The following is a 24,902-nucleotide window of genomic DNA, read 5'->3' as shown; positions in this document are numbered from 1 at the left end:
TCCTTTTCCACTACCTGCAAGGAGCGCCACCATGATTCTTGATCACATCGGTTTGACTGTCAGCGATGCACAGGCCAGCAAGGCTTTCTTTTCCGCCGCCCTGGCGCCTCTGGGCGTCTCGGTGGTGATGGAAGAGCAGGGCTGGGTTGGCATGGGCAAGGATGGCAAGCCCGATTTCTGGTTCGGCGTGGGCGGCGCGGCGCATGCCGGCATGCATCTCGCCTTCGCGGCCGACAACCGCGCCCAGGTGGACGCGTTCTACAAGGCCGCGCTGGAAGCGGGCGGCAAGGACAATGGCGCGCCCGGCATCCGCGCCATCTATCACCCGAATTACTATGGCGCTTTCGTGCTGGGGCCCGATGGCCATAATGTCGAAGCCGTCTGCCACCGTCCCGAGCCTTGATGCCGGGCATTACCTGAAGAGAGCAGCATGAAGCACAGCGCCACCCTGTTTGCCGATGATGCCGGCCGCTATGCCTACGTCAAAGCGGGTTTCTCCTGGCCGGCCCTGTTCCTGGGTTCGTTCTGGGCCGTCGCCAAGCGCCGCTGGTGGCTGGTGCTGCTCATGTTGGCAATGGATGTGTGCCTGTGGTTTGGCAGCCATCTCGCCACCGAAATGCGCATCGGCCCGATGATGCTGCTGATGGCCGGCGCGGAACTCAGTTACCTGCTGGCGCGCGGCTGGTACGGCAACCGCTGGCTGGAAGCGTCGCTGCGCAGCCATGGCTACAAGCCCGTCGTGCCGGGCACGGGCGCCGCTGGCTGAGCTTGCCTGACACAGATTTCCCTTTCCGTTACTGACGTTTGCCAAGAGCAACCCGTCCAGCCCAAACTTTTTGCGCAGCCTAGCGCACCTTTGATCCAGATCATGCCTCACCTGCGGTGCTCACGTAGCCTTGGGACTCGCGTTGCAAAGCATCTTCCCACCAATCGGATATGTTTTTTCGCGTTTCGTGGCGTAGCCCGGCTGTCTGTCTCACCGTTCGACAGCCGGTGGTGTCGCCATCTGTTTATGTCCACCCAACCGCTATTAATGAGGAACTCCATGTATCCATATTCCCGTAGTGTTACCCCCGCCGCCAAAAATCACCTGGAAGCGCAGCTGGCTTTCTTCAATGGCCTGTCGAAGTCGCTGTTTCAATCGATGCAGCATTTCAGTGACCTGAACATGCAACTGGCGCAAGGCTTGCTGGAAGAAAGCACGGTCACCAGCCAGAACCTGTTGACGGTCGAGCGCGCCGAAGATGTATTCCAGGTGGCCGCCGCCTCGGGCCAGCCAGCCGCCGAGCAACTGCGCAAGTATCAGCAACAGGTGTCGCGCCTGGCTGCCGATACGCAGGTCGAACTGGCCAATGTGGCAGAGCGTCATGTGAATGAAACGAGCCGTACCGCCAAGGCCCTGGCTGAAGAAGTGGCCCGCACCGCTTCGGAAGAAACGGAGAAAAACGTGCGCAAGCAGCAGGAAGCGATGCAGCGCATGGCCGAACCGTTCCAGGCCTATCAGCAAAACGGCGCTAACCGCGACCAGCAGCGCGGTGCGCAAAGCCGTGACGGTCAAAGCCTGCAAAGCGCCAGCCACCAGGGCAGCCAGCAGTCGTCCGGCAGCGAAAGCTCGGCCAGCGGCAGCGCATCGCAAGCGGGCTCCGCTCAAAGCAAGAGCAGCAGCGCCAGCCGTAAAGAGTAAGTACGAAGCTGCTTGCAGCTGAGCCGCATCGCGAGGGCCGAGCCTTGCTCTGCGGCCAGCCGGCACGCGGCATTGTGCGTATTGGTTTGGGCAGAGCGCCCGCCCTTCACGGGGCGGGCGTTTTGTCGTATGCGTGCAGCTCCGGGGCTGGCGTGCCTGAGCCAGGTGAGCGGGGCGGCAAGGCTGGCCCTGCCGGCGAGCCGGTATCTGACACGACTGCGGGCAAGACCGCCGACGAGACCGCGTTGCCGGCGCCACTGTTCGCATCGATGAAGGCGCTGACGGCGTCCAGCGTGGGCGCCAGCCTGCGCAACGGGGCGGCCAGCGTGGCGACCAGGGTGGCGTGGCCCACATGGTCGAAATAGGTTTCCGTCACGGACCGGTGCAGCGCGCGCAAGGCACTGGCCAGGCCGCCTGTGTTGCGTTGTGGATCGACCAGCTTGTCCTTGCCGGGCTTTGGAGCGATCAGCAGGGCGGGCGGGGCGTCGGCCGTCACGTGATGAATGGGCTGCGAAGCGGCGGGCGTGTCCGGGTAAAAGAACACGGGCCGGGTGATGGTGTTTTCGATCGGCAGGAAATCATAGGGGCCGGCCAGACCTATCCAGCCCCGCAAGTCGTGCGGACGCATGCCATGGCGCGCCAGCAGGCTGGCGTCGAGCGCCAGCATGGCCGCATTGTAGGCGCCGGCGCTATGGCCCATGACAAACAAACGCGTCGGGTCGCCGCCATGGCGGCTCGATTCCATCGCGGCCCAGGCCACGGCGCGGGCCGCATCCTGCAATATCTCGGGGTAGTGCACGTCCGGATACAGCCGGTAGTCGGCGATCACGGCCAGGTAGCCGCGCGCCGCGAGCGCGTGGCCGACGAAGGCATAGTCGGCGCGCTCGCCCGTCGTCCAGTTGCCGCCGTAAAAGAACACGACCACGGGCACGGGGCCCGTACGGATCTTGGGCGCGTACACATCGAGTTTCTGCCGTGGCAGGGGGCCGTAGGCCAGGCCGCGCGTCACTTGCGAGGCGCTGCCGGATGACAAGACATTGATGGCGGTCAAGGGCGAGCAGGCGGCCAGGCCGGCAGCGAGCGGGATGGCCGCCAGCAAACCGAGCAGGGTGGTGCGCAGGATCGTCATGCGGGCTCCCGATGGTGATGGTGGATGCTTGCAGTGTAGGCCAGGCTGGGCAGGGTGCACACGGGGAAGTTGCTGTTTGGTATAGATAAATGTTGCATGCGTCAATCAATCCTGTAACAGCCATTTGCGCGCCGTGGCGATGACGGCGTCCGACAGGGTGCGCGTGAGGGGGGTCTGGATATCCCAGGCATGCCAGGTCAGGGGCACGTCGAGCGCCTGCCCGGCCGCCACGTCGACCAGCCTGCCGGCGGCCAGCGCCGTTTCCGCCTGCAGCAAGGGCACCATGCCATAAGCATAGCCCGCTTCGATGAAGCGTACGAAGTCGCGCGCCGAACCGAGCACATGGTGCGGATAGCGGCCCGTGTAGCCGAGGCGGTGCTGCAGGTAGCGCTCGTGCAGCGCATCCTTGCTGCCAAAGGTGATGGCGGGCGCCTGGCTGACGGCTTCCACCGTAAAACCATGGGGAAACCACTGCTGCGCGAATGCGGGCGAGGCCACGCACAGATAGCGCATGCCGCCCAGCGGCGTGGCCGTGGTGCCCGCCACCAGGTCGTTGGCGCTGGTGACGCAGGCAAACACACGCCCTTCGCGCAGCTGGCTCAAGGTATGGTCCTGGTCGTCGAGGCGGATATCGAGCAGGCACGACGGCGGCGACAGCAGCGGTCCCAGCGCTTCCGGTATCCACGTGGCGGCGCTGTCGGCATTGACGGCGATGGCCAGTGCCGGCAATTGCGTCGTGGGGCCGGGCTGAGCGTCGAGCGCCGCTTCGAGCAGCTTGACTTGCCGGTAGTGGGCGATCAGGCGCTGGCCCGCTTCCGTCGGCAGGGGCGGGTGGCTGCGGATGATCAATAACGTGCCTTCCAGGTTTTCCAGGGTGCGGATGCGCTGCGACACGGCCGGCTGGCTGATCGCCAGCGCCTGCGCGGCCTTTTCAAAGCTGCCCAGGCCGATCACGGCGTCGAGGGCTGCCAATCCACGGTAATCGACGACGCGCATAAGTTTCTCTTATATATGGTTAGAATCATTCATTATACTTATATTTACTTTTTCTTTACACTGTTGAAATAGGGTAACAACTCCACTCTCCCGCGCGGTCCCCCAGGTTCCGCACCACCCTCCACCTACCTCTGATGACTTTGCCGTTGCCGGCAGAGCGTGGGCGGCCGTGCGCGTGATGGAAAGCAATGGAAAGGAATCGATATGGACAGCGCAATTTTCTTGAAAGGCATGGGGCTCGGCGCGAGCCTGATCGTGGCCATCGGCACGCAAAACGCCTTCTTGCTCAAGCAGGGCTTGAAGCGTCACTACGTGCTCACCTGCATTCTTGTATGTTTGCTGTGCGACGCCATCCTGATCACGGCCGGCGTGGCAGGCATGGGCACCTTCATCGCCGACAACCCCAATTTCCTGCTGTGGGCCAAGGCGGGCGGCGCCACCTTCCTGATCGCCTACGGCTTGCGCGCGGCCAAGTCGGCCTGGCGCCCGACGGCCCTGACGGTATCGGCCGCCAAGGCGCCCGAAGGCTATTGGGCCGTGATCGGCGCGGCGCTGGCGTTCAGCCTGCTGAACCCGCACGCCTTCCTCGATACGGTGATTTTGCTTGGCTCGATCGGCGGCCAGCATGAAGGCGTGGGACGCTTTTACTTCGCCGGCGGCGCCATCATGGCTTCGGCCCTGTGGTTCTTCCTGCTGGGCTTTGGCGCCCGCTACCTGGCGCCCGTGTTTGCCAAGCCCATGGCATGGCGCGTGCTCGACGGCATCATCGCCCTCGTCATGTGGGCCATCGCCGCCTCGCTGTTCCTGTAATCAGCGGGTCAGGAAGTTCAATACGCGGCTGGCCAGCTTGCCGTATGGCGGCCGCAGCAGCGTCAAAGGGCTGTGGCGCGCCTGGTAGAACACGGGCCGCAGCTTGCTGAATGTGTGAAAACCTTCGACGCCGTGGTAGTGGCCCATGCCGGACTCGCCCACGCCGCCGAAGGGCAGATCATGCTGGCCCACGTGGAACAGCGCGTCGTTGACGGACACGCCGCCCGACATCACCGTGTCGATCAGCATCTGCACGGTCTGCTTGTCGTTGCTGAACGGATAGATGGCCAGCGGGCGCGGTCCCCCGTTGATGCTGGCGACTACGGTCTCCAGCTTCGCATAGCCGCGCAGGGGCAGGATGGGGCCGAAGATTTCCCGCGTCAACAGCAGGCAATCTTCGGGCGCGCCGAGCACGATGTGCGGCGCGATCTTGCGCGTGGCGCGGTCGTACGCTGGCCCCGGCAGCAGCGAAATCACTTGCGCGCCCCGCTCCCGCGCTTCATCCAGGGCCTGCAGCAGGCGCTCAAAGGCGGCTTCGTCGATGATGGAGGTGTAGTCGGGCGTATCGAGCCGCGGGTAGCGCGTGGGCATGATGCGGCGTGCATGCTCGACGAAGGCGGCGATGCTGGCCTCGGGCAGCCAGGCGTGGTCGACGCTGGTGCAGATCTGGCCCGCATTCAGGTACTTGACGAACAGGATGCGTTCGGCAGCCGTGCGCAGGTCGAAATCGGCGCAGACGATGGCCGGCGCCTTGCCGCCCAACTCCAGCGTGACGGGGCACAGATTGCGTGCGGCCGCCGCCATGACGGCCCGGCCCGTCTGGCCGGAACCCGTAAATAGCAGATGGTCGAACGGCAGTTGCGAAAACGCCATGCCCACGCCGCCCGTTTCGTCAACAAACTGCAGCTTTTCCGGTGGGAAATAGGCGGGCATGGTCTCGATCAGCAGCCGCGCCAGGTGACGTGAGTTCTCGCTCATCTTGACCATGGCGCGGTTGCCGGCGGCAAAAATGTAAGTCAGGGGCACCAGACTCAGGTTGACGGGGAAATTCCACGGCACGATGACGCCTACCACGCCCAAGGGCTGGGGCAGCACGCGGTTGCGGGCGCCCGGAAAATTGCGCCAGTCCACGCTGCGGCGCTGCGGTGTCATCCACTTTTTCAACTTTTTCAGTACGTGATCGATGCCGTCGATGGCGGGGAATATCTCCGCCAGCAAGGTTTCATGGTGGGAACGGTTGCCATAGTCGGCGCTGATCGCCTCGCACAATGCCAGCTTGTGGTCGCGCAGGTAGCGCTGCAGGGTTTGCAGGTCGCGCTTGCGCTCGGCCAGGGGCGGCGCGGGGTGGGCCAGACAGGCGGCGCGCTGCAAGGCCAGGGCGGCAGCGAGTTCGGCGTGCTTCAGTTCCATGTTGTTTGCGACATCAGGCATGTTGCTCCTTGGCCGGCCGGGCAATACGCGCGCCGTTCCAGCGCACTATAGGCGAGTATTGGCAAATGTGCCGCCAGCGAGCCGACGCTGCCGCGCGATACCCCGTAAAATGTCCGTCAACTTGACGCTACGCTTTCCAGGAATGCCATGACCTCGACCACGCCAGACTCCCTGCACATCGTGTGCCCCCATTGCGACGCCGTCAACCGCCTGCCGGCGGCCCGGCTCACGGAACAGCCCACGTGCGGCAAGTGCCAGAAGGAGCTATTCACGGGCCAGCCAGTGGACCTGGCCAGCGCCCGTTTCCTCAAGCATATCGAACGCAGCGACATTCCCGTGCTGGTGGACTTCTGGGCGCCATGGTGCGGCCCGTGCCGCAGCATGGCGCCATTCTATGTGCAAGCAGCCAGGACCTTGGAACCGGCATTTCGCGTCGTCAAGGTGAATACGGAAGCGTCGCCGGACCTGGGCAGCCGTTTCAATATCCGCAGCATTCCCACCCTGGCCCTGTTTTTGCGCGGTGTGGAAGTGGCGCGCCAGCCCGGTGCCATCGATGCCAACGCCATCATCGCGTGGGCGAGGGACAAGGCGCGTTTCTAGACACAAGGGAAAGCCGTTCAGGTTTTCCATTTGACATTTAGTATGGTGCCATATTATATTGCACCATATGATAAAACTCGAACAGAAATACACGGCCTTGCTCGGTGACGTGCAGCGCCGCGCGCTTGGCCCCGACATGCCGGCATCCGTCGGACGCTTGCGCCTGTGCTTTGAAGTGCTGGGCCTGGCGTCCGCCATCGATGGCGATTGCGCCGCGCGTCTGGGCCGGTATAGCCTGTCGGAAGGCAAGTTTGTGCTGCTGGCCCTGCTGCGCGACGTGCCCGATGGACTCTCGCCGCACACACTGGCCGAGCGGGCCGGCGTGACGCGCGGCACCATCACGGGCTTGCTCGACGGCCTGGAGCGCGACGGCTTCCTGGCGCGCCACGCGGACCAGGTCGACCGGCGCAAGCTTCTGGTGCGCCTCAGTGCCAAGGGAGCAGCGGCGGCCGCCACCCTGGTCGATGAGCACGCGCAATGGATCGCCAGCCTGTTTGCCGATTTCACGCCGGACGAGATGCAGTTGTTGAGTGGACTATTGGAAAAAGCCTGGCGCAAGACGGATAAGGGTGAAATGCAGGGTGCTGCATGAGCCGTGGCGTCGCCGACGTCGCGCCCGCGCGCCTGGCCCTGCTGAACCAGGGAACGGTGGCCAGCGCCACCTTGACGGAAGGGCTGGCCGTCGACTTTGCCCAGCTGCTGGCTGCAGCCGTGCCCGCTATCGGTGTGGCCCGCCTGGAGCGGATGCGCGCGCAGGCGGCCGCCGGCATCACCAGACGCATGGCGCTGGCGGCGCAATTGCTGCTGGAGGCCGGCACCGACCTGGCGATGCTGCAAGCGCACCCGTCCGACACGGTGCGGGGCTGGGCCTGCTTTGCCATCGCCGCCCAGGCTGGTTTGACCTTGCCGCTACAGCTGGCCGCCATGCGGCCGCTGGCCGACGATGGCCACTTCGGCGTGCGCGAATGGGCCTGGCTGGCGCTGCGTCCCCAGCTGGCCGAGCATCTGCCTGAGGCCATCGCACTGCTGGCGCCGTGGACGGCGGACCCGTCGGAAAGAGTGCGCCGCTTTGCCTGCGAAGCGCTGCGCCCGCGCGGTGTGTGGTGCACGCATATCGCCCGGCTAAAGGAAGAGCCGCAGCTGGCCTTGCCCCTGCTGCAAGCCTTGCGCGCCGACCCGGCCGTCTACGTGCAGGATTCCGTGGCCAACTGGCTCAACGATGCGGCCAAGAGCCAGCCGGACTGGGTGCGCAGCCTGTGCGCGCAATGGCTGCTGGACAGCCCCGTTGCCGCCACGGCACGCATCTGCAAGCGGGCCCAGCGTTCACTTACTTGATTCTTTGGAGGACAAACATGCATTACCTGTTGGAACTGTACAGCCCGAAACCGGCCTGGCTGTCCCTCGACGGCGCCGCGCGCCAGGCGTATTTCGCCACCGTGGGCGCTGGCATGGCCGCCTTGTCGGGCAGCGGCGCTGAAGCGCTGGCCATGGGCGCCGTCGACGGCGGCAAGCTGCATGCGGCTGCCCAGCAATTCTATGCCGTCTGGCGCTTCCCGGACGAGGCGGCGCTCGATGCCTTGCTGGCCGGTATCGCCGCCACGGGCTGGCATGATTATTTCGACACCGTCAATGCGGCCGGTCCTGCCGTGGATTTCCCTGCCCATCTGGCGCAGCTGGCCGCCTAGCGTCCGCCATTTTCCTTGCTGCTAAGGTAAAGTTGGCATTTCCATCTGATCACCGACGTTGATGCCAATCAAACTGTTCTCCCTCCTGATGCTTGCCCTGGCGCCCCTGCTGGCGTCGGCAGCCCCTGCCACCCCGCAAGCGCTCGTCGCCGCCGCCCGCAGCCAGGTGGGCGTCACCGTGCAGTACGACCCGCGCTACGAGCGCCTCGCCTATCCGGGCGGCGACGTGCCGCCCGAACGCGGCGTGTGCACGGACGTGGTCGTGCGTGCCTACCGTAAACTTGGGCAGGATTTGCAGGTGCTCGTGCACGAAGACATGCGCAAGGCGTGGCAGGTGTACCAGCAGCAGGGACGCTGGCAGATGAAGGGGCCGGACCGCAATATCGACCACCGGCGCGTGCCGAACCTGGGGACCTATTTTGCCCGCCACGGCACCAGCCTGCCGCCAAGCAAAGAAGCAAACGCTTACCGCGCGGGCGACATCGTCACCTGGCGCCTGCCGCGCAACCTCACGCACATCGGCATCGTCAGCGACAAGCAGTCGTGGGGCGGCGTGCCGCTGATCATCCACAACATCGGCGAGGGCGCGCGCGAGGAAAACATTTTATTCAGCTATCCGATTACGGGGCACTATCGTTGGCAACCCCGCTGAGGGGCAGGGGCACCATCTCTTGCAGGATCGCCAGCACCCTGGCCAGCGCCGTGTCGATATCGAGCTTGTCGATGGCGCCATAGCCGAGAAACAGGCCTTCATGGCGGGCGGGGCCGTGATAAAAGCTGTCCAGCGCATACAGGCTGACATCGGCCAGGCGCGCGCGGCGCAGCAATTCGGCGATATCGAGCGGCGCCTGCGCCAGCGCCGCCACGTGGAAGCCGGCGCTGGCCGGCACCAGGCGGAACCATGGGGCCAAGGGACCGTTGAACCAGTGCTGCAGCCGTTCGCGCCGCCCCGCATAGATGTCGTGGCAGCGGCGGATATGGCGCAGCAAATGGCCATCGCCGATGAACTTGGCCAGCGCATGCTGGCCCAGGCTGGCCGTATGGCAATCGCTCAGGTATTTCACCGTCTGCATGGCGGCCACGAGGGTGTGCGGCAGCACGACATAGCCCAGGCGCAATTCCGGCAGCATGATCTTGGAAAAGCTGCCCACGTGCACGACGATGCCGTAGCGGTCCATGCTTTGCAGCGCATCCTCGGGCCGGCCCTCGTAGCGGAAGGCGCTGTCGTAATCGTCTTCGATGATGATGGCGCCCAGCTGCTGCGCCCGTTCCAGCAGGGCATGGCGGCGCGCCATGCTCATCGGCATGCCGAGCGGAAATTGATGGGCGGGCGTGACATAGATCAGTCGCGTGCCGTCCGGGATTTGCGCGACGATGATCCCATCCTCGTCCACTTCGACGCCCACCACGCGCGCGCCCTGGCTGGCGAACACGGCGCGCGCCACGGGGTAGCCGGGTTCTTCCACGGCAACCGTGTCGCCCGGCTCGAGCAGGGTCAGCGCGAGCAGGTGCAAGGCTTGCTGCGCGCCGCTGGTGACGAGCACCTGCTCCTCGGTGCAATGGATGCCGCGGCTGAAGGCGGCATGGCCGGCGATCGCCGCGCGCAAGGCGGGCAAGCCTTCTGCGGGGCCATAGCGGCCGCGCGCCTGGCCGCCCTGGCGCAGTGCATGCAGCATGCAGGCGCGCCATTCATCCTGCGGGAAATGCGCGGGCGTGGCACGTCCGCCGATGAAGGCGTAGCGTGCCGGCGTTTCCTGGCTGGCGCGGCGCAGGGGCGTGGGTGTCGCTTCCCAGCGGGCGATGCGCTGCGCGCTGGCCAGCGGCGTGCTCGCATGGCGGCGCTGCGGCGAGGCATGCGGCGTCTGCACGAAGCTGCCCACGCCCACTTTGCCGACCAGCAGCTTTTCATAGCCGAGCTTTTCATATACGTCGGACACCGTCTTGCGCGACAGGCCCAGCTGGCTGGCCAGCAGGCGCGAGGGCGGCAATTGCTGCCCATCCATCAGCCGGCCCGAGCGGATCGCTTCGCTGAGCTGGCGGTACAGCTGGCCGCCCAGGTCGCGCGTGCCGTCGATCAGGATGTGTAATTCCATGGAGTATGTATTGGTGGTCTGCTGTTTTTCGGGGGGATTGGCCTGCCGCGCGTACTTCCTGCGCTTCTACAATGATGCATCTCTCATTATCAAGGAATGCATCATGACACAGCAACGTATTGATTTTGTACAAGCCTCGCCCGACGCCGTCAAGGCCATGTATGCGCTGGAAGCGGCCATCGCCAAACTGGGCGTGGAACATTCGCTGCTCGAGCTGATCCGCCTGCGCGCGTCGCAAATCAATGGCTGCGCCTTTTGCGTGGACATGCACACGAGTGATGCGCGCAAGGCGGGCGAAACGGAGCGCCGCCTGTATGCCGTCTCCGTCTGGCGCGAAACGCCGTTCTTCACGCCGCGCGAGCGGGCCGTGCTGGCCTGGACGGAAGCGCTGACCCTGCTGCCGCAGAATCACGCTTCGGACGAAGACTATGCGGCGCTGGCGCAGCAATTGACGCCGGCGGAAATGGTCAACGTGACCCTGGCCATCGGCTCCATCAATACCTGGAACCGCCTGGCCGTGGGCTTTCGCAAGATGCCTGAATAAGCTCTTTGTTCGTTCGCGAACAGACGATAGGCTGGTCCCTGTGTAGGCTGGCAGGACGATTGATCAGCCAGGGAGCAGCCATGCAAGTACATATCGGGGAAGGCGCCGAAAAGACGCCGCAGCAGGAGGAAGAGGCGCGCCGCGAATTCATCGCCGAACTGTGGCGGCGCTTCGAAGCCTTGCAGGAATGGGCCGTCAGCCACTGGCCGGACCAGCAGCACCCCTTGAGTTCCGCCGACTTCGTCGAGACGCGCAAGGAAATCTTGAGCTTGCGTTCGCCGGCAGGTTCCTTGAACCAGCCATCGCTGAACAATGAAGCAGAACCGGAGCAGGGCGGGGCGCAATACCAGGATGTGACGCCGGCACCGTGGCCGTAGGTCGGATTAGCGCTTGCGCGTAATCCGACGTCACCCGCCAACAATGTTGTCGGATTACGCGCTTTGCGCTAATCCGACCTACGTTTCGGCTTTGCCCTGCGCAAACACCCAGCAAACCAAACTCACCAGCAGCCCCGCCATCACGCCATACGCCAGGTTCAGCGCGCTGTCGAACAGCAGCGGCGCCACCAGTCCCGACACCAGCGCGAACAGGCCGTAGGTCGGCTTAGGTCGTAGGTCGGATTAGCGCTTGCGCGTAATCCGACGTCACCCGCCAACAATGTTGTCGGATTACGGCCCTTCGTGCCTAATCCGACCTACGCTTCTGCCTTACCCTGCGCAAACACCCAGCAAACCAGACTCACCAGCAGTCCCGCCATTACGCCATATGCCAGGTTCAGGGCGCTGTCGAATAGCAGCGGCGCCACCAGTCCCGAGACCAGCGCGAACAGGCCGTAGGTCGGCTTAGGTCGTAGGTCGGATTAGCGCTTGCGCGTAATCCGACGTCACCCGCCAACAATGTTGTCGGATTACGCGCTTTGCGCTAATCCGACCTACGTTTCGGCTTTGCCTTGCGCAAACACCCAGCAAACCAAACTCACCAGCAGCCCCGCCATCACGCCATACGCCAGGTTCAGCGCGCTGTCGAACAGCAGCGGCGCCACCAGTCCCGAGACCAGCGCGAACAGCAGCATCTGGATGAACGATTGCATCGACGATGCCAGGCCGCTGTTGTTGGGGAAGTGGTTCAGGGCCATCAGGGTCATCGGCGGCATGGCGATCGACAGGGCGAACGAGTAGAAGAACAGCGGCAGCACGGCCCATGGCACTTCGGCGGCAAAGAAGTAGTTATAGCCGATGTTGGCCAGCGCGGCGACCAGCATCAAGATGAAGCCGGCCCAGATCATCTGGCCCTGGCTGTAGCGGTGGGCGATTTTCGCCGACAGGGCCGAACCGAACACCATGCCGCTGATCAGGGGAATGAACAGCCAGGCGAAGGCCGTTTCCGGCAAATGCAGGATGTTGATGATGAAGTAGGCGGCCGAACCGATGTACAGGGCGAAGCCGCCAAAGGCGGCGCCGATGGCCGTCGACAGCAGCAGGAACTGGCGGTGGCACAGCACTTTCCAGTAATTGACGGCGATGTCGCCCAGGTGGAAGGCGTGGCGCTGCTCCTTCGGCAGGCTTTCCGGCAGCGCGCGCCAGACGACGACGAACATCAGCACGCCGAAAGCAGTGAGGAACCAGAAAATCCAGCGCCAGCCCAGGCTGACCTGCAGCCAGCCGCCCAGCACGGGGGCGATGGCCGGCGCCAGTGCGAACACCATCATGATGTGCGAGAGGATTTTCTGCGCGGCGGCGCCCGAATAGCGGTCTTGCACGATGGCGCGGCCGATCACGGAACCGGCGCCCGCCGAGAGGCCCTGCAGCACGCGCCAGGCCAGCAGCCAGCCCAGCGACGGCGCCAGCGCGGCGCCCACGGAAGCGATCACGTACAGCACCAGCGAAACGAGGATCACGGGACGGCGGCCGAACGAATCGGACAGGGTGCCGTAAAACAGCATCATGAAGGCGAACGTGAACAGGAAAAAGCTCAGGGTCTGCTGCACCAGCAGGGGGCTGGCATTGAAATCTTGCGTGATGGCGGGGAAAGACGGCAGATAGGTGTCAATTGCAAGCGGTCCGACCATCGCCAGGCCCGCCAAAATCCAGGTTAATAATTTAGTCATGTTGAAGAGTGTTTTTGTTAGTCCGTCATTTTACGCTAGCGGCGGGAATCGGGTCCGGTGCTGCGGCGGCCTGCCATCCATATGCGTTTTTCGTATATGGAACCTTGAAATTCTTCGTTTGCATCGCTTGCCGTCACCGCTAAGCTGGGGCGACCCGGCCTGTTTGCCATTTTCTGGAAGTGATACGCCATGCACAGTATTTATCCGGCGGCGCCCGCCGACGAGACGGCCCAGTGGAACCTGGGCCCCGTGATCCAGGCCCTGCGCAGCTCGCGCGAAGACAGGCACAAGATCCGCCATAACGGCAGGGTGCGTGAACTGCCGTCGCGCGAAGCGCTCACCACCATCGTCAACGGCCTGTCGGCGGCCCTGTTCCCCACGCATTACGGGCGTCCGAATCTGACCGATGAAAGCATCGACTATTTTGTCGGCGACACGCTGAACACGACTCTGAACCGACTCAGCGAGCAGGTGCGGCGCGGCTTGCTATTTTCCATACCAGCTGGCGATGAACAGAACGGCGCCAGCGATGATGCGGCGCTGGCGCAGCAGGCGCGCGACATCACGCGCGCCTTCGCCGCCAGCCTGCCCGACATCCGCGCCCTGCTGGTGTCGGACGTGCAGGCCGCCTATGCGGGCGACCCGGCCGCCACCTCGGTGGCCGAGATCATGCTGTGCTATCCGGGCACCATCGCCATTCTGTACCACCGCCTGGCCCACCAGCTGCACGCGCTCGGTGCGCCGTTCCTGGCGCGCCTGATCGCCGACATCGCGCACACCCTGACGGGCATCGACATCCACCCGGGCGCGCACATCGGCGCATCGTTCTTCATCGACCACGGCACGGGCGTGGTGATCGGCGAGACGGCCATCATCGGCCAGCGCGTGCGCCTGTACCAGGCCGTTACCCTGGGCGCCAAGCGCTTTCCCGCCGATGCTTCCGGCGCGCTGATCAAGGGCACGCCGCGCCACCCCATCGTCGAGGATGACGTGGTGATTTACGCGGGCGCGACCGTGCTGGGGCGCATCACCATCGGCGCGGGATCGACTATCGGGGGGAATGTGTGGCTGACGCAGAGCGTGCCAGCGAATAGCAATGTATCGCAGGCGCAGATGCGCAACGATTGAAGAGTGGCCGAGAAAACGTCCATGGCGGCGTTACAGCGCCTGGCCGTACTAGCGTACTGCCTGCGGCGCTGCGCCTTGCCCTGAACGTTTTTCGGGCACTCTTCAAGCCGGGCGTGGCGCCTGGCTTTGCAAAAACCTTACTTCACCGTCAGCGCTTCATAGCGGGCCACGGGCACGCCATCCTTCAGCAGCAGCAATTCCTGGTCCGCGTAGCGGTAGCCATTGACTTCGCCCAGTGTGGTCAGGAGTTCGCGCTCGAGGTCCATGTCCTGCGGCTGGCACATCATCATGGTGCCGGCCAGCTGCGAGAAGGCCAGGGTGCTGACGCCATCGCTGGTATAGCCGCCCATCATCTGGTTGCAGCCGCTGTTGCCGCTGGCGCGGCCTTCGGCCAGCAGCAGGGTCACGTCGCGCTGCTCGGGCGCCTTGCGCACGACTTTCTTGCCCTTCAATTCCTTCAGCTTCCACTGCGTGCCCGCCAGCTTCGGCGCCGGCTGGGCGGGCGAGGTGGCGCCGGGCGCGGCGGCGGCGGCATCGGAACGCACGGGCGTTTGCGCGCAGCCGGCCGTGATGGCGACGATGGCGGCGAGGGGAATCAGTCTGGCGATCTTGAACATGGCATTTCCTTCTTCAAATGAATGGCGCCAGATTAGCAGATACGCGCCGCGCCGGCGTGCACGGTTGACAAGCCTATCGCTCCTGCTCCAGCCGCGCCTCGAGCAAGGTGCGCGCCGCCGCCACGTAGGCGCGGCAGGCCTGCGGGTCGACGAAGGCCTCGCTGCCGGCCGTGGCGCTCGCTTCCAGGCGTTCCCATAGCTGCGACGCTTCCGGGTGGGCCGAGATCAGCACGTCGCAAGGCAGCTTTTCCAGGGTCTCGAAGCTGTGGCGCAGGTCCGCCACCGCGTTCGGATACTCGCTGCTGGCGCTGAACTTGAAGCCGGGGCGCGAGACGGCGTTGAGGCTGTCCGCGTAGACCATGTTCAGGCAGCGGGGGCCGTCGCACGATTGCCACGTCCAGCTCAGGCCTCCGGGCGTGTGGCCCGGCGTGGCGTGCGCCGTCAGTTTGATGGGGCCGACATTGAACTGGCCGCCGTCGCGCGCCAAGCGCATGTCCTTGACGGGCGGATACTTGGGCAGCGCGTGGTATTGCGGGTCGTCCGACCCCACTTCGCCCGACGCCAGGTCCAGCGCGGCCGACGGGCTGGCGGCCACCAGCGCATTGCTGCGCCGCTGCAGCTCGGCCAGGCCGCCCGCGTGGTCGATATGGCCGTGCGAATTGAGGATCAGCTTGACGTCCTCGATGCGAAATCCCAGCGCGCCGATATTGGCGATGATCTTCGGCGCCGATTCCGGCAAGCCGCCGTCGATCAGCACATGGCCCTGCGGCGAGGTGATGAGCACGGAACTGAGGCCTTTCACGCCCACATAATAGGTATTGCCGAAGATGCGGAACGGCGTCTGGTCCTCGTTCCAGGCGGCACAGACTTCGCAGTCCGGCGTCGGCGGCGTGGCTGGCGCCTGCGCATGGGCGGCGGAGCTGGCCAGCAGCAGGGCCAGAACCAGCGCGCGTGGTGGTGTGAGGGGCATTGCGATCCTTATCCGTGTTGCCAGGGTGGCATATGCTGACACGGAACGGGGCGCGATGCAAACGCTGGCAGTCATGCCGGTCAGGGTAGCTGCGGATAGCGTGCCCTCAGGCGGCGGCCAGCGTGGCGCCGGGCGGGGCCGAAGGCGCGATGCTGACCTGGCGGCCCGCGTGACTGGCGGGCAGGCGCGGGCCCTGGCCGAAGACCTTGTGGCGCAGGCTGCCTTGCTCGTAGCGGGTGCGGTAGCGGCCGCGTCGCTGCAGTTCCGGCACGATGTGTTCCACCACGTCGGCCATGCTGTCATGGGCCACGGCGAAGGCGAGATTGAAGCCGTCGATGCCCGTCTCGTCCAGCCAGCTTTCCAGCTGGTCGGCCACCTGGCGCGCGTCGCCCACGAGCACGGGGCCGCGCCCGCCCAGGCCGATGTATTCGGCCGCCTCGCGCACCGTCCACGTGCGGTCCGGGTCGGCCTGGCTGAACGAGGCCAGCGCCGAGCGGCCGGCCGGGGAATCGATGTAGTCGATGGTGGCGTCGAGCGGATAGCGGCTGAAATCGACGCCCGTCCAGCCCGACAGCAGCACCAGCGCCGCCTCGATGTTGACGTGGCGCAGATAGTCGGCGTGTTTGGCGCGCGCTTCTGCCTCCGTGGCGCCCGTGATGACCAGCGCCTGGGCGTAGATCAGCAGCGCCTCGCCATCGCGGCCGCTTTGCCGCACGGCGGCGCGCAAGTCGTCGGCGTAGCGTTTCACTACCGTCTTGCTGGGACCACTGACAAACGTGGCTTCCGCATGGCGCGCCGCGAAGCGCGTGCCGCGCGGCGAGGTGCCCGCCTGGTACAGCAGCGGCGTGCGCTGCGGCGACGGCTCGCACAAATGGATGCCGGGCACCTGGTAGTGGCGCCCGGCATGGTTGATCGGATGCACCTTGGCTGGATCGGCGTAGATGCCGCGCGCCTTGTCGTTGACGACGGCGTCGTCGTCCCAGCTCTTTTCCCACAGCTTGTAGACCACTTCCAGGTATTCGTCGGCCAGGTCGTAGCGCTCGTCGTGACCCAGTTGCTGTTGCAAGCCCAGGTTGCGCGCCGCGCTGTCGAGGTAGCCAGTGACGATATTCCAGCCGATGCGCCCGCCGGTCAGGTGGTCGAGGGTGGAAATGCGCCGCGCGAACGTGTACGGATGTTCATAGGTGAGGGCGCAGGTGACGCCGAAACCCAGGTGCGTGGTGGCTTGCGCCATGATGGGCACGAGCGCCAGCGGGTCGTTCAGCGGCACCTGCACGCCGTGTTCCAGGGCCGCATCGAGGCTGCCCCGGTACACGTCATACACGCCCAGCACGTCGGCGAGAAAAACCGCGTCGAACAGGCCCGCTTCCAGCAGCCGCGCCAGTTCCGTCCAGTGTGCAGGATCGGTATAGCGGTGGCTGCGGTCGCGCGCATGCGTCCACAGTCCCGGCGACTGGTGGCCGACGGTATTCATCTGGAAGGCGTTGAAGCGTATCGTCTTGGCCATGGCTTATTTGGCCGCCGTCTGCAAGGCTTGCTGGTAGTCGGGTTTCGAGTAGCCGGCAAAGTGTTTATTCGTGATGTCGAGGAATTCGCGCGAGCGGTAGGCGGCCGCCAGGTCTTTCGCGAACTGCTTGTCCTTGTCGGCCGTGCGGATGGCCACCAGGTTGATGTAGTTGGGCGAGATCTTCTCGGCCACCAGCGCGTCCGTCAGTTTCAGCCCCGACGCCAGCGCGTAATTGCCATTGATGAAGGAGTAATCGGTGTCGCCCAGCGAGCGTGGCAGCTGCGCCGCTTCCAGCGGCAGCAGCCTGATTTTCTTCGTGTTGACGGCGATATCCTTTTCCGACGCGCGCACGGGGTCGAAGCTGGCGCGCAGCTTGATCCATCCCAGCTGGTCCAGCAGTACCAGCGCGCGCGCCTGGTTGGTCGGATCGTTCGGCAAACCCACGGTCGTGCCTTCCTTCACGTCGTCCAGGGTCTTGTGCTTCTTGCTGTAGATGGCGATCGGCGCCGTGGGGATCGTGATCAGGTCCGTCAGGGCCAGCTTGTGCTCGAGCGCGAATTTTTTCAGGTAGACGATGTGCTGGAACACGTTGGCGTCGAGTGAACCTTCCGCCAGCGCGAAGTTTGGCTGGATGTAGTCGTTGAACTCGACCAGCTTGACCTTGTAGCCCTGTTTTTCCAGGATAGGCTTGATGCCCAGCTTGATCTGGTCCGCGTACGGCCCGGCGCTGGTGCCGATGGTGATCTCTTTCGGGTCCTTGGCGTGGGCGAAGCTGGCCGTCAAGGCCAGGGTCAGGGCGGTGAGGACGATGCTGCGGCGGGCGATGGTCATGTTAACTCCTGCTTAGTGAAGAACTGGGGTCAGACCCGCCGGGTCTGACCCCGGAAGTCCGTTAAATTGCCTGCGGCGCAAATGTATCGATTCGCCCAGGCCGTGGTTTTACGAATATGCCGTCGGCTCGGGCACCGTGCCGGTCAAGGCAAAGCGTCCCAGGTCGCGCAGCTTGTAGTCGATGGGGTCGTGCAGGGTATGCACGCGCACGTTGCGCCAGTAACGGTCGAAGCCGTATTGGGCCGAGGTGGAGCGCGCGCCCGTCAGTTCGAACATCTGGCTGCTGATCTCCAGTCCCGCCTTGTGCGCAAGGCACTTCGCCTCGGCCACGGCCACGGCCAGCAAGCCCCGTTCGCGCGCCGTCACCAGCGCGCCCTTGCGGAATACGGCTTCCAGTTCCTGCGCCGCCGCATCGGCCAGCACCTGCGCGGGGCGCAGCAAGAGCCACAGCTGGCCGTAGCGGTGCTGGAGCAAAGGGTCATCCGTCGCTTGCGCCACGCCCGAGGCAAACCAGGCTTTCGCCTGCTCGCCCGTGTAGCGGCGCGCCGCCTCGAACGCGCCTTCGGCGATGCCCAGGTATAAATTCGCCATGATCAGCTGCGCGATCTGCGAGCGCACGGTGGCTTGCGGCGTGGCGGCCTGCGCGGGCGCCTGCAGCACCAGCTCGCGCGGCAGGGCGACGGCCTGGAAATGCACATTGCCGCTGTCCGTCTGGCGCTGGCCGAAGGCGTCCCAGTCCGCCTGCACGGTCACGCCATCCTGGCGCGTGGGCAGGGCGCCGATCAGCGCCGTCTGCGTGGGCGCGTGCCAGGCGGAGACGGTCAGCCAGTCGGAGCCGACGGAACCGGAAGAAAAGCTCTTGATGCCGTCGAGGACGTAGCCGTCGCCGCTGTCGCTGGCTGTGACGCGCTTGTCTAGCGGGTTGAGGGCATTGCCCCAGAACAGGCGCTCGTCGACGGTCAGGGTGAGCAGGCGGCGCTGCTGCTGTGCGCTGCCGTACAGCTGCAGGCCCGCCAGCTGCAGATGGTGGAAGCCGAAGACATGCGCCAGCGCGCTGTCGGCCCGCGCCAGGATGCGGATCACCTGGTACACGAGGGGCCACGACGCGCCCTGGCCGCCGAATTCCACGGGAATCGACAGGGTCAGCAAGCCTGAATCGCGCAGCCATTCGCGTTCCTGCGCCGCATGGCCGCCGGCCTGGTCGCGGGCATTGGCCGTTTCGGCCAGGCGCGCGGCCAGCAACGTGGCGATGCTGATGGCGTCCTGCAGGGGTTCCGGCACAGGCGGCTGAGGACGGGCGGCATGGAGAAAAACGCTAGACATGGGTGACATTCCAGAAAGACGATGAGGCCGATATTGCACCGCCGGGCGCGCGCCGTATACGAAGAAAACCGCGCATGGATATGCGAAAAAAGCCATGCGGGGAGGAGCGTCTTCGCTTGCGGGGCGTCAGGCCCGGATAGACAAAAAACGCATATCGAAGCGCGAAAGCATTCGTTTTATCGGGCCGCTGATGGCGATAGGCTGCAAGCATCCAAGTAGCCAAATCAAACCATCACGTACAGGGACGGGCATCACATGAGCATCTTGTTATTGGGCGGCAGCCCGCAACTCCCATCGAGTTCCAGCCGTTTGCTGCTGTATATCGGCGAACAGCTGGCGCTGCAGGGCCACAGCTACGCCAAGCTGCATGTGCGCGACTTGCCGGCGCGCGCCCTGCTGCTGGCCGACTACGACGACGCGGCGATCGCCCGCGCCGTGCGCGCCGTGGCCGATGCCGACGCCATCGTGATCGCCACGCCCATCTACAAGGCGTCGTATACAGGATTGCTGAAAGCCTTCCTCGACCTGCTGCCGCAAGATGGCCTGGCCGGCAAGCTGGTGCTGCCGCTGGCCACGGGCGGCGGCCACGCCCACACCCTGGCGCTCGACTATGCGCTGCGCCCCGTGCTGCATGCGCTGGGCGCCAAGCAGGTCTTCACCAGCATCTATGCCAATGCGCAGCAGCTGGCGTGGCACGAAGAGGGGGGCTTGAGCCTGGACGCGCCGATCGCCGCGCGCGTGCAGGCCGGCATCGAGGAGCTGTCCACCGGCCTGTTCGTGCTGCAGGGCCGGCGTCCGCCCGCGCCAGTCGATATCTCGTTACCCGTGCGTTCGCTGCAAGACCAGCCTTACGCCCCCCAGTATCAAGCCGCCTGATTATTCACCGACCAAGGAACCGCCATGACACACCGCCACGCACAACGCCTCTCGCGCCGTACCACTCTGGGCCTGCTGTTTGCCGCCGCTGCCGGCGTGATGGCGGCCGGCATGCCGGCCACGGCGCAGGCGCAGGCCAAGGGGGAGGTCCAGGTGCGTATTGGTTATCAGAAATACGGCACCCTGACCTTGTTGAAGGGGCGTGGCACCCTGGAAAAACGCCTGGCCGAGCAGGGCGTGGGCGTGAAATGGACGGAGTTCCCGGCCGGCCCCGTGCTGCTGGAAGGCTTGAACGTCGGCAGCATCGATTTCGGTACCGTGGGCGAGGCGCCGCCGATCTTTGCCCAGGCGGCCGGCGCCAACCTGGTGTATGTCGGCAATGAGCCGGCGTCGCCCGCCAGCGAAGCCATCGTCGTGCCCAAGGGTTCGGGCTTGCGCACCCTGGCCGACTTGAAGGGCAAGAAAATCGCCCTGAACAAGGGCTCGAACGTGCATTACCTGCTGTTGAAGGCATTGGAAAAGGCAGGCGTCGCGTACGCCGACATCCAGCCCGTGTTCCTGCCGCCGGCCGATGCGCGCGCCGCTTTCGAGCGGGGCAGCGTGGACGCCTGGGCCATCTGGGACCCGTTCCTGGCCGCCGCCGAAAAGCAGCTGGGCGCCCGCGTGCTGGCCGATGGCAAGGGCCTGGTGGCGAATTACCAGTTCTACCTGGCGTCGCGCACGTATGCGGAAAAGCATCCCGAGATCCTGCGTATCGTGCTCGATGAAGTGGCCAAGGTCGATGACTGGGGCCGCAACAATCCGGACGAGGTGGCGACGATCCTGTCGGCGCAGACGGGGCTGGGCAAGGATGTGGTGGCGCTGGCCGCCTCGCGCTATGCGTATGGCGTCAAACCCGTGTCGCCCGACGTCATCGCCTCGCAGCAAAGGGTGGCCGACGCCTTTTCCAGCCTGAAGCTGATCCCGAAACCCATCCTTGTCAAGGATGCGCTGCTGCCGGCGCGTCAGCTGGCCACCAGCGCAAAATAAGGAACAAATATCATGTCATTGAATGTCTTCTGGTTTATCCCGACCCACGGCGACAGCCGTTACCTGGGCACGTCGCAGGGCGCGCGCCCCGTCGATGCCGATTATTTGCGCCAGGTGGCCGTGGCCGCCGACACGCTGGGCTACGACGGCGTGCTGCTGCCCACGGGCCGCTCCTGCGAAGACGCGTGGGTGGTGGCGTCGTCGCTGATCAGCGTGACGCAAAAGCTCAAGTTCCTCGTGGCCGTGCGCCCCGGCCTGTCCACGCCCGGCCTGGCCGTGCGCATGGCGTCCACGTTCGACCGCCTGTCGAACGGGCGCCTGCTGATCAACGTCGTCACGGGCGGCGACCAGGGCGAGCTGGAAGCGGACGGCCTGTTTGCCGACCACGCCAAGCGCTATGAAATTTCCGATGAATTCATCAAGGTCTGGCGCGCCACCCTGGCGGGCGAGGGCGGCGCGGCCGGCTACGATTTCGAGGGCAAGCATATCCAGGTGAAGGGCGCGAAAACCCTGTATCCGCCCGTGCAGAAACCGTATCCGCCCCTGTATTTCGGCGGCTCGTCGGAACCGGCGCACGAACTGGCGGCCGGGCAGATGGACGTGTACCTGACGTGGGGCGAGCCGCCCGCCGCCGTTGCCGAGAAAATCGCCGACATCCGCGCGCGCGCAGCAAAAAAAGGCCGTACGGTGCGCTTCGGCATCCGATTGCACGTGATCGTGCGCGAGACGAACGAGGCGGCCTGGCGCGCGGCCGATGAACTGATCAGCCACCTGGACGACGACATCATCGCCAAGGCGCAGGCGGCCTTCGGCAAGATGGATTCCGTGGGCCAGCAACGGATGGCGGCCCTGCATGGCGGGCGGCGCGACAAGCTCGAAGTGTCGCCCAACCTGTGGGCCGGCGTGGGCCTGGTGCGTGGCGGCGCGGGCACGGCCCTGGTTGGCGACGGTCCGACCGTGGTGGCGCGCATGCAGGAATACGCGGACCTGGGCATCGACACCTTCATTTTCTCGGGCTACCCGCACCTGGAAGAGTCGTACCGTTTCGCCGAACTGGTGTTCCCGCTGCTGGGCAAGGGCAAGGCCGTGGGCGAGCAGTCCTTGAGCGGCCCCTTCGGCGAAGTCATGGCCAGCAATATCGTGCCGGCCGCGCCGCAGAAAAAGGCGGCCTGAGATGGCGACGGCCGCCGTCAAGAGGTTGCCCGGCACGCCATGGCGGAATGCCTTGGCGCCATGGGCCTTGCCCGTGGCGCTGCTGCTGGCCTGGCAGCTGGCGGCGCAGTGGGGCTGGCTGTCGAGCCGCATCCTGCCCGAGCCGTGGGCCGTGGCGAAAGCCTTCTGGCATCTGGCCGTGTCGGGCGAATTGTGGCTGCACCTGAAGACGAGCTTGTGGCGCGCCACGGTCGGTTTCGCCGTCGGCGCGGGACTGGGCTTGCTGCTGGGCCTATTGACGGGCAGCTTCCGCCACGCGGAAACCCTGCTCGACACGACATTGCAAATGGTGCGCAACATCCCGGCATTGGCCCTGATTCCGCTGGTGATCCTGTGGTTCGGCATCGACGAGACGGCCAAACTCTTTCTGCTGGCCGTCGGCGTGTTTTTTCCCGTCTACCTGAATACCTTCCACGGCATCCGCTCGGCCGATCAAGGCTTGATCGAAATGGCGAAAAGCTATGGCTTGTCCGGCTGGCCCTTGTACCGCGACGTCATCCTGCCGGCCGCCATGCCCTCCATCCTGGTCGGCGTGCGCTTTTCGCTGGGGCTCGTGTGGGTGCTGCTGATCGTCGCCGAAACCATCTCGGCGCAGGCCGGCATCGGCTACATGACCATGAATGCGCGCGAATTCTTGCAAACGGACGTGGTGCTGGTGGGGATTTTGCTATACGCCTTGCTGGGCAAGCTGGCCGATATGTTCTCGCGCCGGCTGGAGCGCCACTGCCTGCGCTGGAATCCCGCTTACCGCTAATGATTGAAGAGGACACCATGCTGCTTGCCCCCATCCAGATCGAAACGGATTTTTTGTCGCACTTCGTGCAATACGACCCGGCCAGCGCGCCGCCGCAGGCGAAGACGGCGCCACCCACCCCTTTGCAACGGCGTGGCGTCCCCCTGGAACTGGCAAACCTGAGCAAATCCTACACCAGCCGCCCCGTGCTGAAAAACGTCGACCTGCAGCTCGAGGCGGGCGAATTTGTCGCCATCGTGGGACGCAGCGGCTGCGGCAAGAGCACCTTGCTGCGTTCGATCGCGGGACTGGAAAGCATCGATGAAGGCAGCGTCGCCATCGGCAGCGGTGTCGGGATGCCCGACATCCGCATCATGTTCCAGGAATCGCGCCTGCTGCCATGGAAGACGGTGCTCGACAACGTGGCCCTGGGCTTGCCCCGTTCCGTCGGCGCGGCGGCCGCCTCGCTGTGGACCGTGGGCCTGGCCGAGCGGGCGGACGACTGGCCGTCGGCCCTGTCGGGCGGGCAGAAGCAGCGCGTGGCGCTGGCGCGCGCGCTCGTGCACGAGCCGCAACTGCTGCTGCTCGACGAGCCCCTGGGCGCGCTCGACGCCCTGACGCGCATCGAGATGCAGCAGCTGATCGAGTCGCTGTGGCTGGCGCGGGGCTTTACGGCCGTGCTGGTGACGCACGACGTGGCCGAAGCGGTGGCCCTGGCCGACCGCGTGCTCTTGATCGAGGATGGCCAGATCACCCTGGATGTGCGGGTGGACTTGCCGCGCCCCCGTCAGCGCGGCCATGCGGCCTTCGCCGCGCTGGAGCAGGCTATCTTGTCGCGGGTGCTGCAGCCGCAGGGTCAGATGACTGCGCCAGCACGATGAAGCCATCGCCATCGACGGTCGCCACGATGCCTTCATAGCTGGCGATGGCCGGATGGCGCGTGGCCAGCGGGTGCGCATGCGTGGCGGTGACCACCATGACTTTCGCGCCGGCCGCTTCTCCCGCCTCGATGCCGACCGAGGCATCCTCGAACACCAGGCAATCCACTGGCGCCACGCCCAGTTTTTCCGCCGCCAGCAGGTAGCAATCGGGTTTTGGTTTACCGGCCTTGACGTCTTCCGCCGTCACCATGATGGCGGGTATCGGCATGCCGGCCGCCTTCAGGCGCGCCGTGGCCAGCGCGCGCGGCGCCGAGGTGACGATGGCCCATTGCGCGGGCGGCAGCGACGTCAAAAAACGCAGCGCGCCCGCGATTTCAATAATCCCTTCCACATCGATGATTTCCGCATCCGTGATGCCCTGCGATTCGCGCTGCGCATCGACGCCGGGCAAGCGCAGCTTGGCGATGGTGTCGACCGAGCGCGCGCCATGGATGGTGGGCAGAAAGGCAGCCACGTCGAGGCCCTGGCGCTGCGCCCAGGTGCCCCAGATGCGTTCGGCGGCGGCGATGGAATTGATGACTGTGCCGTCCATGTCAAAAAGAAAAGCCCGGTAGCGGCCGGCGGCCGATGGTGTTGGGGATGACGACGGCGAGGGCAGTGCGGACATGGCTTCCTTCCAATTGATGGGCTGGAAGCCATTGTAACGGCAGCCGGTT

At 65.2% G+C, this 24,902-nt stretch carries 29 protein-coding genes; 17 read left to right on the top strand and 12 right to left on the bottom strand.

Features of this window, described 5'->3' with window-relative positions:
- Nucleotides 1–31: 31 nt before the first annotated feature.
- From OX462_RS17610 to OX462_RS17600, 3 genes are all read left to right on the top strand, one after another.
- Nucleotides 32–403, top strand: coding sequence for a VOC family protein (locus OX462_RS17610; RefSeq protein WP_205602343.1), 372 nt, complete (start codon nt 32–34; stop codon nt 401–403).
- Nucleotides 404–430: 27 nt separating this feature from the next.
- Complete coding sequence (locus OX462_RS17605; protein ID WP_070218261.1) at nt 431–766, top strand: hypothetical protein; 336 nt, start codon at nt 431–433, stop codon at nt 764–766.
- 279 nt (nt 767–1,045) lie between these two features.
- Nucleotides 1,046–1,684, top strand: coding sequence for a phasin family protein (locus OX462_RS17600; RefSeq protein WP_070218260.1), 639 nt, complete (start codon nt 1,046–1,048; stop codon nt 1,682–1,684).
- 106 nt (nt 1,685–1,790) lie between these two features.
- Here the strand turns inward: OX462_RS17600 and OX462_RS17595 are convergent, their stop codons facing one another.
- Nucleotides 1,791–2,813 carry an alpha/beta hydrolase gene (locus OX462_RS17595; RefSeq protein ID WP_083293616.1) on the bottom strand — a complete coding sequence of 341 codons (1,023 nt, stop codon included), beginning with the start codon at nt 2,811–2,813 and terminating at the stop codon, nt 1,791–1,793.
- A 105-nt stretch (nt 2,814–2,918) separates the two neighbouring features.
- Entirely contained in the window at nt 2,919–3,809 is an 891-nt protein-coding gene (locus tag OX462_RS17590; RefSeq protein WP_035817600.1) for a LysR family transcriptional regulator ArgP, read from the bottom strand.
- 204 nt (nt 3,810–4,013) lie between these two features.
- Between OX462_RS17590 and OX462_RS17585 the strand changes: the two genes are divergently transcribed.
- On the top strand, nt 4,014–4,619 hold the full coding sequence (locus OX462_RS17585; protein WP_070218259.1) for a LysE/ArgO family amino acid transporter: 606 nt from the start codon (nt 4,014–4,016) through the stop codon (nt 4,617–4,619).
- Here the strand turns inward: OX462_RS17585 and OX462_RS17580 are convergent, their stop codons facing one another.
- Entirely contained in the window at nt 4,620–6,050 is a 1,431-nt protein-coding gene (locus tag OX462_RS17580; RefSeq protein ID WP_409026677.1) for a coniferyl aldehyde dehydrogenase, read from the bottom strand.
- A gap of 147 nt (nt 6,051–6,197) precedes the next feature.
- On the opposite strand from OX462_RS17580, the gene trxC reads away from it, so the two are divergent.
- The 5 genes from trxC (at nt 6,198) to OX462_RS17555 (ending at nt 8,987) form a co-directional block, all read left to right on the top strand.
- Nucleotides 6,198–6,650, top strand: a complete 453-nt coding sequence (gene trxC / locus OX462_RS17575) for a thioredoxin TrxC (protein ID WP_070218257.1) — start codon at nt 6,198–6,200, stop codon at nt 6,648–6,650.
- A gap of 70 nt (nt 6,651–6,720) precedes the next feature.
- Nucleotides 6,721–7,242: a MarR family winged helix-turn-helix transcriptional regulator gene (locus OX462_RS17570; protein WP_409028757.1), complete on the top strand. Its 522-nt coding sequence runs from the start codon at nt 6,721–6,723 to the stop codon at nt 7,240–7,242.
- Nucleotides 7,239–7,985, top strand: a complete 747-nt coding sequence (locus OX462_RS17565) for a HEAT repeat domain-containing protein (RefSeq protein ID WP_409026676.1) — start codon at nt 7,239–7,241, stop codon at nt 7,983–7,985. The genes OX462_RS17570 and OX462_RS17565 overlap by 4 nt, the downstream gene beginning before the upstream one ends.
- 17 nt (nt 7,986–8,002) lie before the next feature.
- Entirely contained in the window at nt 8,003–8,335 is a 333-nt protein-coding gene (locus tag OX462_RS17560) for a DUF6616 family protein (RefSeq protein WP_409026675.1), read from the top strand.
- A 61-nt stretch (nt 8,336–8,396) separates the two neighbouring features.
- Entirely contained in the window at nt 8,397–8,987 is a 591-nt protein-coding gene (locus tag OX462_RS17555) for a DUF1287 domain-containing protein (RefSeq protein WP_409026674.1), read from the top strand.
- Here the strand turns inward: OX462_RS17555 and OX462_RS17550 are convergent.
- Nucleotides 8,956–10,428: a MocR-like pyridoxine biosynthesis transcription factor PdxR gene (locus OX462_RS17550; RefSeq protein WP_409026673.1), complete on the bottom strand. Its 1,473-nt coding sequence runs from the start codon at nt 10,426–10,428 to the stop codon at nt 8,956–8,958. The two genes, OX462_RS17555 and OX462_RS17550, sit on opposite strands and share 32 nt — an antisense overlap.
- Nucleotides 10,429–10,531: 103 nt before the next feature.
- Here OX462_RS17550 and OX462_RS17545 point away from each other — a divergent pair, with 103 nt between their 5' ends.
- Both OX462_RS17545 and OX462_RS17540 read left to right on the top strand, forming a co-directional pair.
- A complete protein-coding gene (locus OX462_RS17545) occupies nt 10,532–10,972 on the top strand; it encodes a carboxymuconolactone decarboxylase family protein (protein WP_409026672.1) in 441 nt (146 codons plus the stop codon).
- A gap of 80 nt (nt 10,973–11,052) precedes the next feature.
- Nucleotides 11,053–11,349, top strand: coding sequence for a hypothetical protein (locus OX462_RS17540; RefSeq protein WP_070218319.1), 297 nt, complete (start codon nt 11,053–11,055; stop codon nt 11,347–11,349).
- A 78-nt stretch (nt 11,350–11,427) separates the two neighbouring features.
- Here the strand turns inward: OX462_RS17540 and OX462_RS17535 are convergent, their stop codons facing one another.
- Both OX462_RS17535 and OX462_RS17530 read right to left on the bottom strand, forming a co-directional pair.
- Complete coding sequence (locus OX462_RS17535) at nt 11,428–11,550, bottom strand: hypothetical protein (RefSeq protein WP_275528013.1); 123 nt, start codon at nt 11,548–11,550, stop codon at nt 11,428–11,430.
- A gap of 353 nt (nt 11,551–11,903) precedes the next feature.
- Nucleotides 11,904–13,079 carry a multidrug effflux MFS transporter gene (locus OX462_RS17530; RefSeq protein ID WP_409026671.1) on the bottom strand — a complete coding sequence of 392 codons (1,176 nt, stop codon included), beginning with the start codon at nt 13,077–13,079 and terminating at the stop codon, nt 11,904–11,906.
- 189 nt (nt 13,080–13,268) lie between these two features.
- Here OX462_RS17530 and epsC point away from each other — a divergent pair, with 189 nt between their 5' ends.
- A complete protein-coding gene (gene epsC, locus OX462_RS17525) occupies nt 13,269–14,207 on the top strand; it encodes a serine O-acetyltransferase EpsC (RefSeq protein WP_409026670.1) in 939 nt (312 codons plus the stop codon).
- Between the two features lie 137 nt (nt 14,208–14,344).
- On the opposite strand, the gene OX462_RS17520 is transcribed toward epsC, so the two are convergent.
- The 5 genes from OX462_RS17520 to OX462_RS17500 form a co-directional block, all read right to left on the bottom strand.
- Complete coding sequence (locus tag OX462_RS17520) at nt 14,345–14,824, bottom strand: META domain-containing protein (RefSeq protein WP_409026669.1); 480 nt, start codon at nt 14,822–14,824, stop codon at nt 14,345–14,347.
- Nucleotides 14,825–14,897: 73 nt separating this feature from the next.
- Entirely contained in the window at nt 14,898–15,794 is an 897-nt protein-coding gene (gene bla / locus OX462_RS17515) for a subclass B3 metallo-beta-lactamase (protein WP_409026668.1), read from the bottom strand.
- A 106-nt stretch (nt 15,795–15,900) separates the two neighbouring features.
- Nucleotides 15,901–17,301, bottom strand: coding sequence for an LLM class flavin-dependent oxidoreductase (locus OX462_RS17510; protein WP_409026667.1), 1,401 nt, complete (start codon nt 17,299–17,301; stop codon nt 15,901–15,903).
- Between the two features lie 3 nt (nt 17,302–17,304).
- Nucleotides 17,305–18,132, bottom strand: a complete 828-nt coding sequence (locus OX462_RS17505; protein WP_070289713.1) for a MetQ/NlpA family ABC transporter substrate-binding protein — start codon at nt 18,130–18,132, stop codon at nt 17,305–17,307.
- Between the two features lie 108 nt (nt 18,133–18,240).
- Nucleotides 18,241–19,455 (bottom strand): acyl-CoA dehydrogenase family protein, encoded by a 1,215-nt coding sequence (locus tag OX462_RS17500; protein WP_070289712.1) that lies wholly within the window; start codon nt 19,453–19,455, stop codon nt 18,241–18,243.
- 255 nt (nt 19,456–19,710) lie between these two features.
- On the opposite strand from OX462_RS17500, the gene ssuE reads away from it, so the two are divergent.
- Genes ssuE through OX462_RS17475 form a run of 5 tightly spaced genes read left to right on the top strand, consistent with a single transcriptional unit; the run spans nt 19,711 to nt 24,186 of the window.
- A complete protein-coding gene (gene ssuE / locus OX462_RS17495) occupies nt 19,711–20,331 on the top strand; it encodes an NADPH-dependent FMN reductase (RefSeq protein WP_409026666.1) in 621 nt (206 codons plus the stop codon).
- 24 nt (nt 20,332–20,355) lie between these two features.
- Complete coding sequence (locus OX462_RS17490) at nt 20,356–21,360, top strand: sulfonate ABC transporter substrate-binding protein (RefSeq protein WP_409026665.1); 1,005 nt, start codon at nt 20,356–20,358, stop codon at nt 21,358–21,360.
- Nucleotides 21,361–21,372: 12 nt separating this feature from the next.
- Nucleotides 21,373–22,533, top strand: coding sequence for an FMNH2-dependent alkanesulfonate monooxygenase (gene ssuD / locus OX462_RS17485; RefSeq protein ID WP_070289709.1), 1,161 nt, complete (start codon nt 21,373–21,375; stop codon nt 22,531–22,533).
- A gap of 1 nt (nt 22,534) precedes the next feature.
- Nucleotides 22,535–23,326 (top strand): aliphatic sulfonate ABC transporter permease SsuC, encoded by a 792-nt coding sequence (gene ssuC, locus OX462_RS17480; RefSeq protein ID WP_409026664.1) that lies wholly within the window; start codon nt 22,535–22,537, stop codon nt 23,324–23,326.
- A gap of 17 nt (nt 23,327–23,343) precedes the next feature.
- The gene (locus tag OX462_RS17475; RefSeq protein ID WP_409026663.1) at nt 23,344–24,186 is read left to right on the top strand and encodes an ATP-binding cassette domain-containing protein; all 843 of its coding nucleotides are present in this window, start codon (nt 23,344–23,346) and stop codon (nt 24,184–24,186) included.
- Here the strand turns inward: OX462_RS17475 and OX462_RS17470 are convergent.
- A complete protein-coding gene (locus OX462_RS17470; RefSeq protein ID WP_409026662.1) occupies nt 24,131–24,853 on the bottom strand; it encodes an HAD-IA family hydrolase in 723 nt (240 codons plus the stop codon). The two genes, OX462_RS17475 and OX462_RS17470, sit on opposite strands and share 56 nt — an antisense overlap.
- Between the last annotated feature and the right edge of the window lie 49 nt (nt 24,854–24,902).

This window comes from Janthinobacterium aestuarii, from assembly GCF_046113285.1.
GTDB lineage: Bacteria > Pseudomonadota > Gammaproteobacteria > Burkholderiales > Burkholderiaceae_D > Janthinobacterium.
The sequence above is the reverse complement of the archived record's forward strand: the minus strand, read 5'-3'. Positions and strand labels throughout refer to the sequence as shown.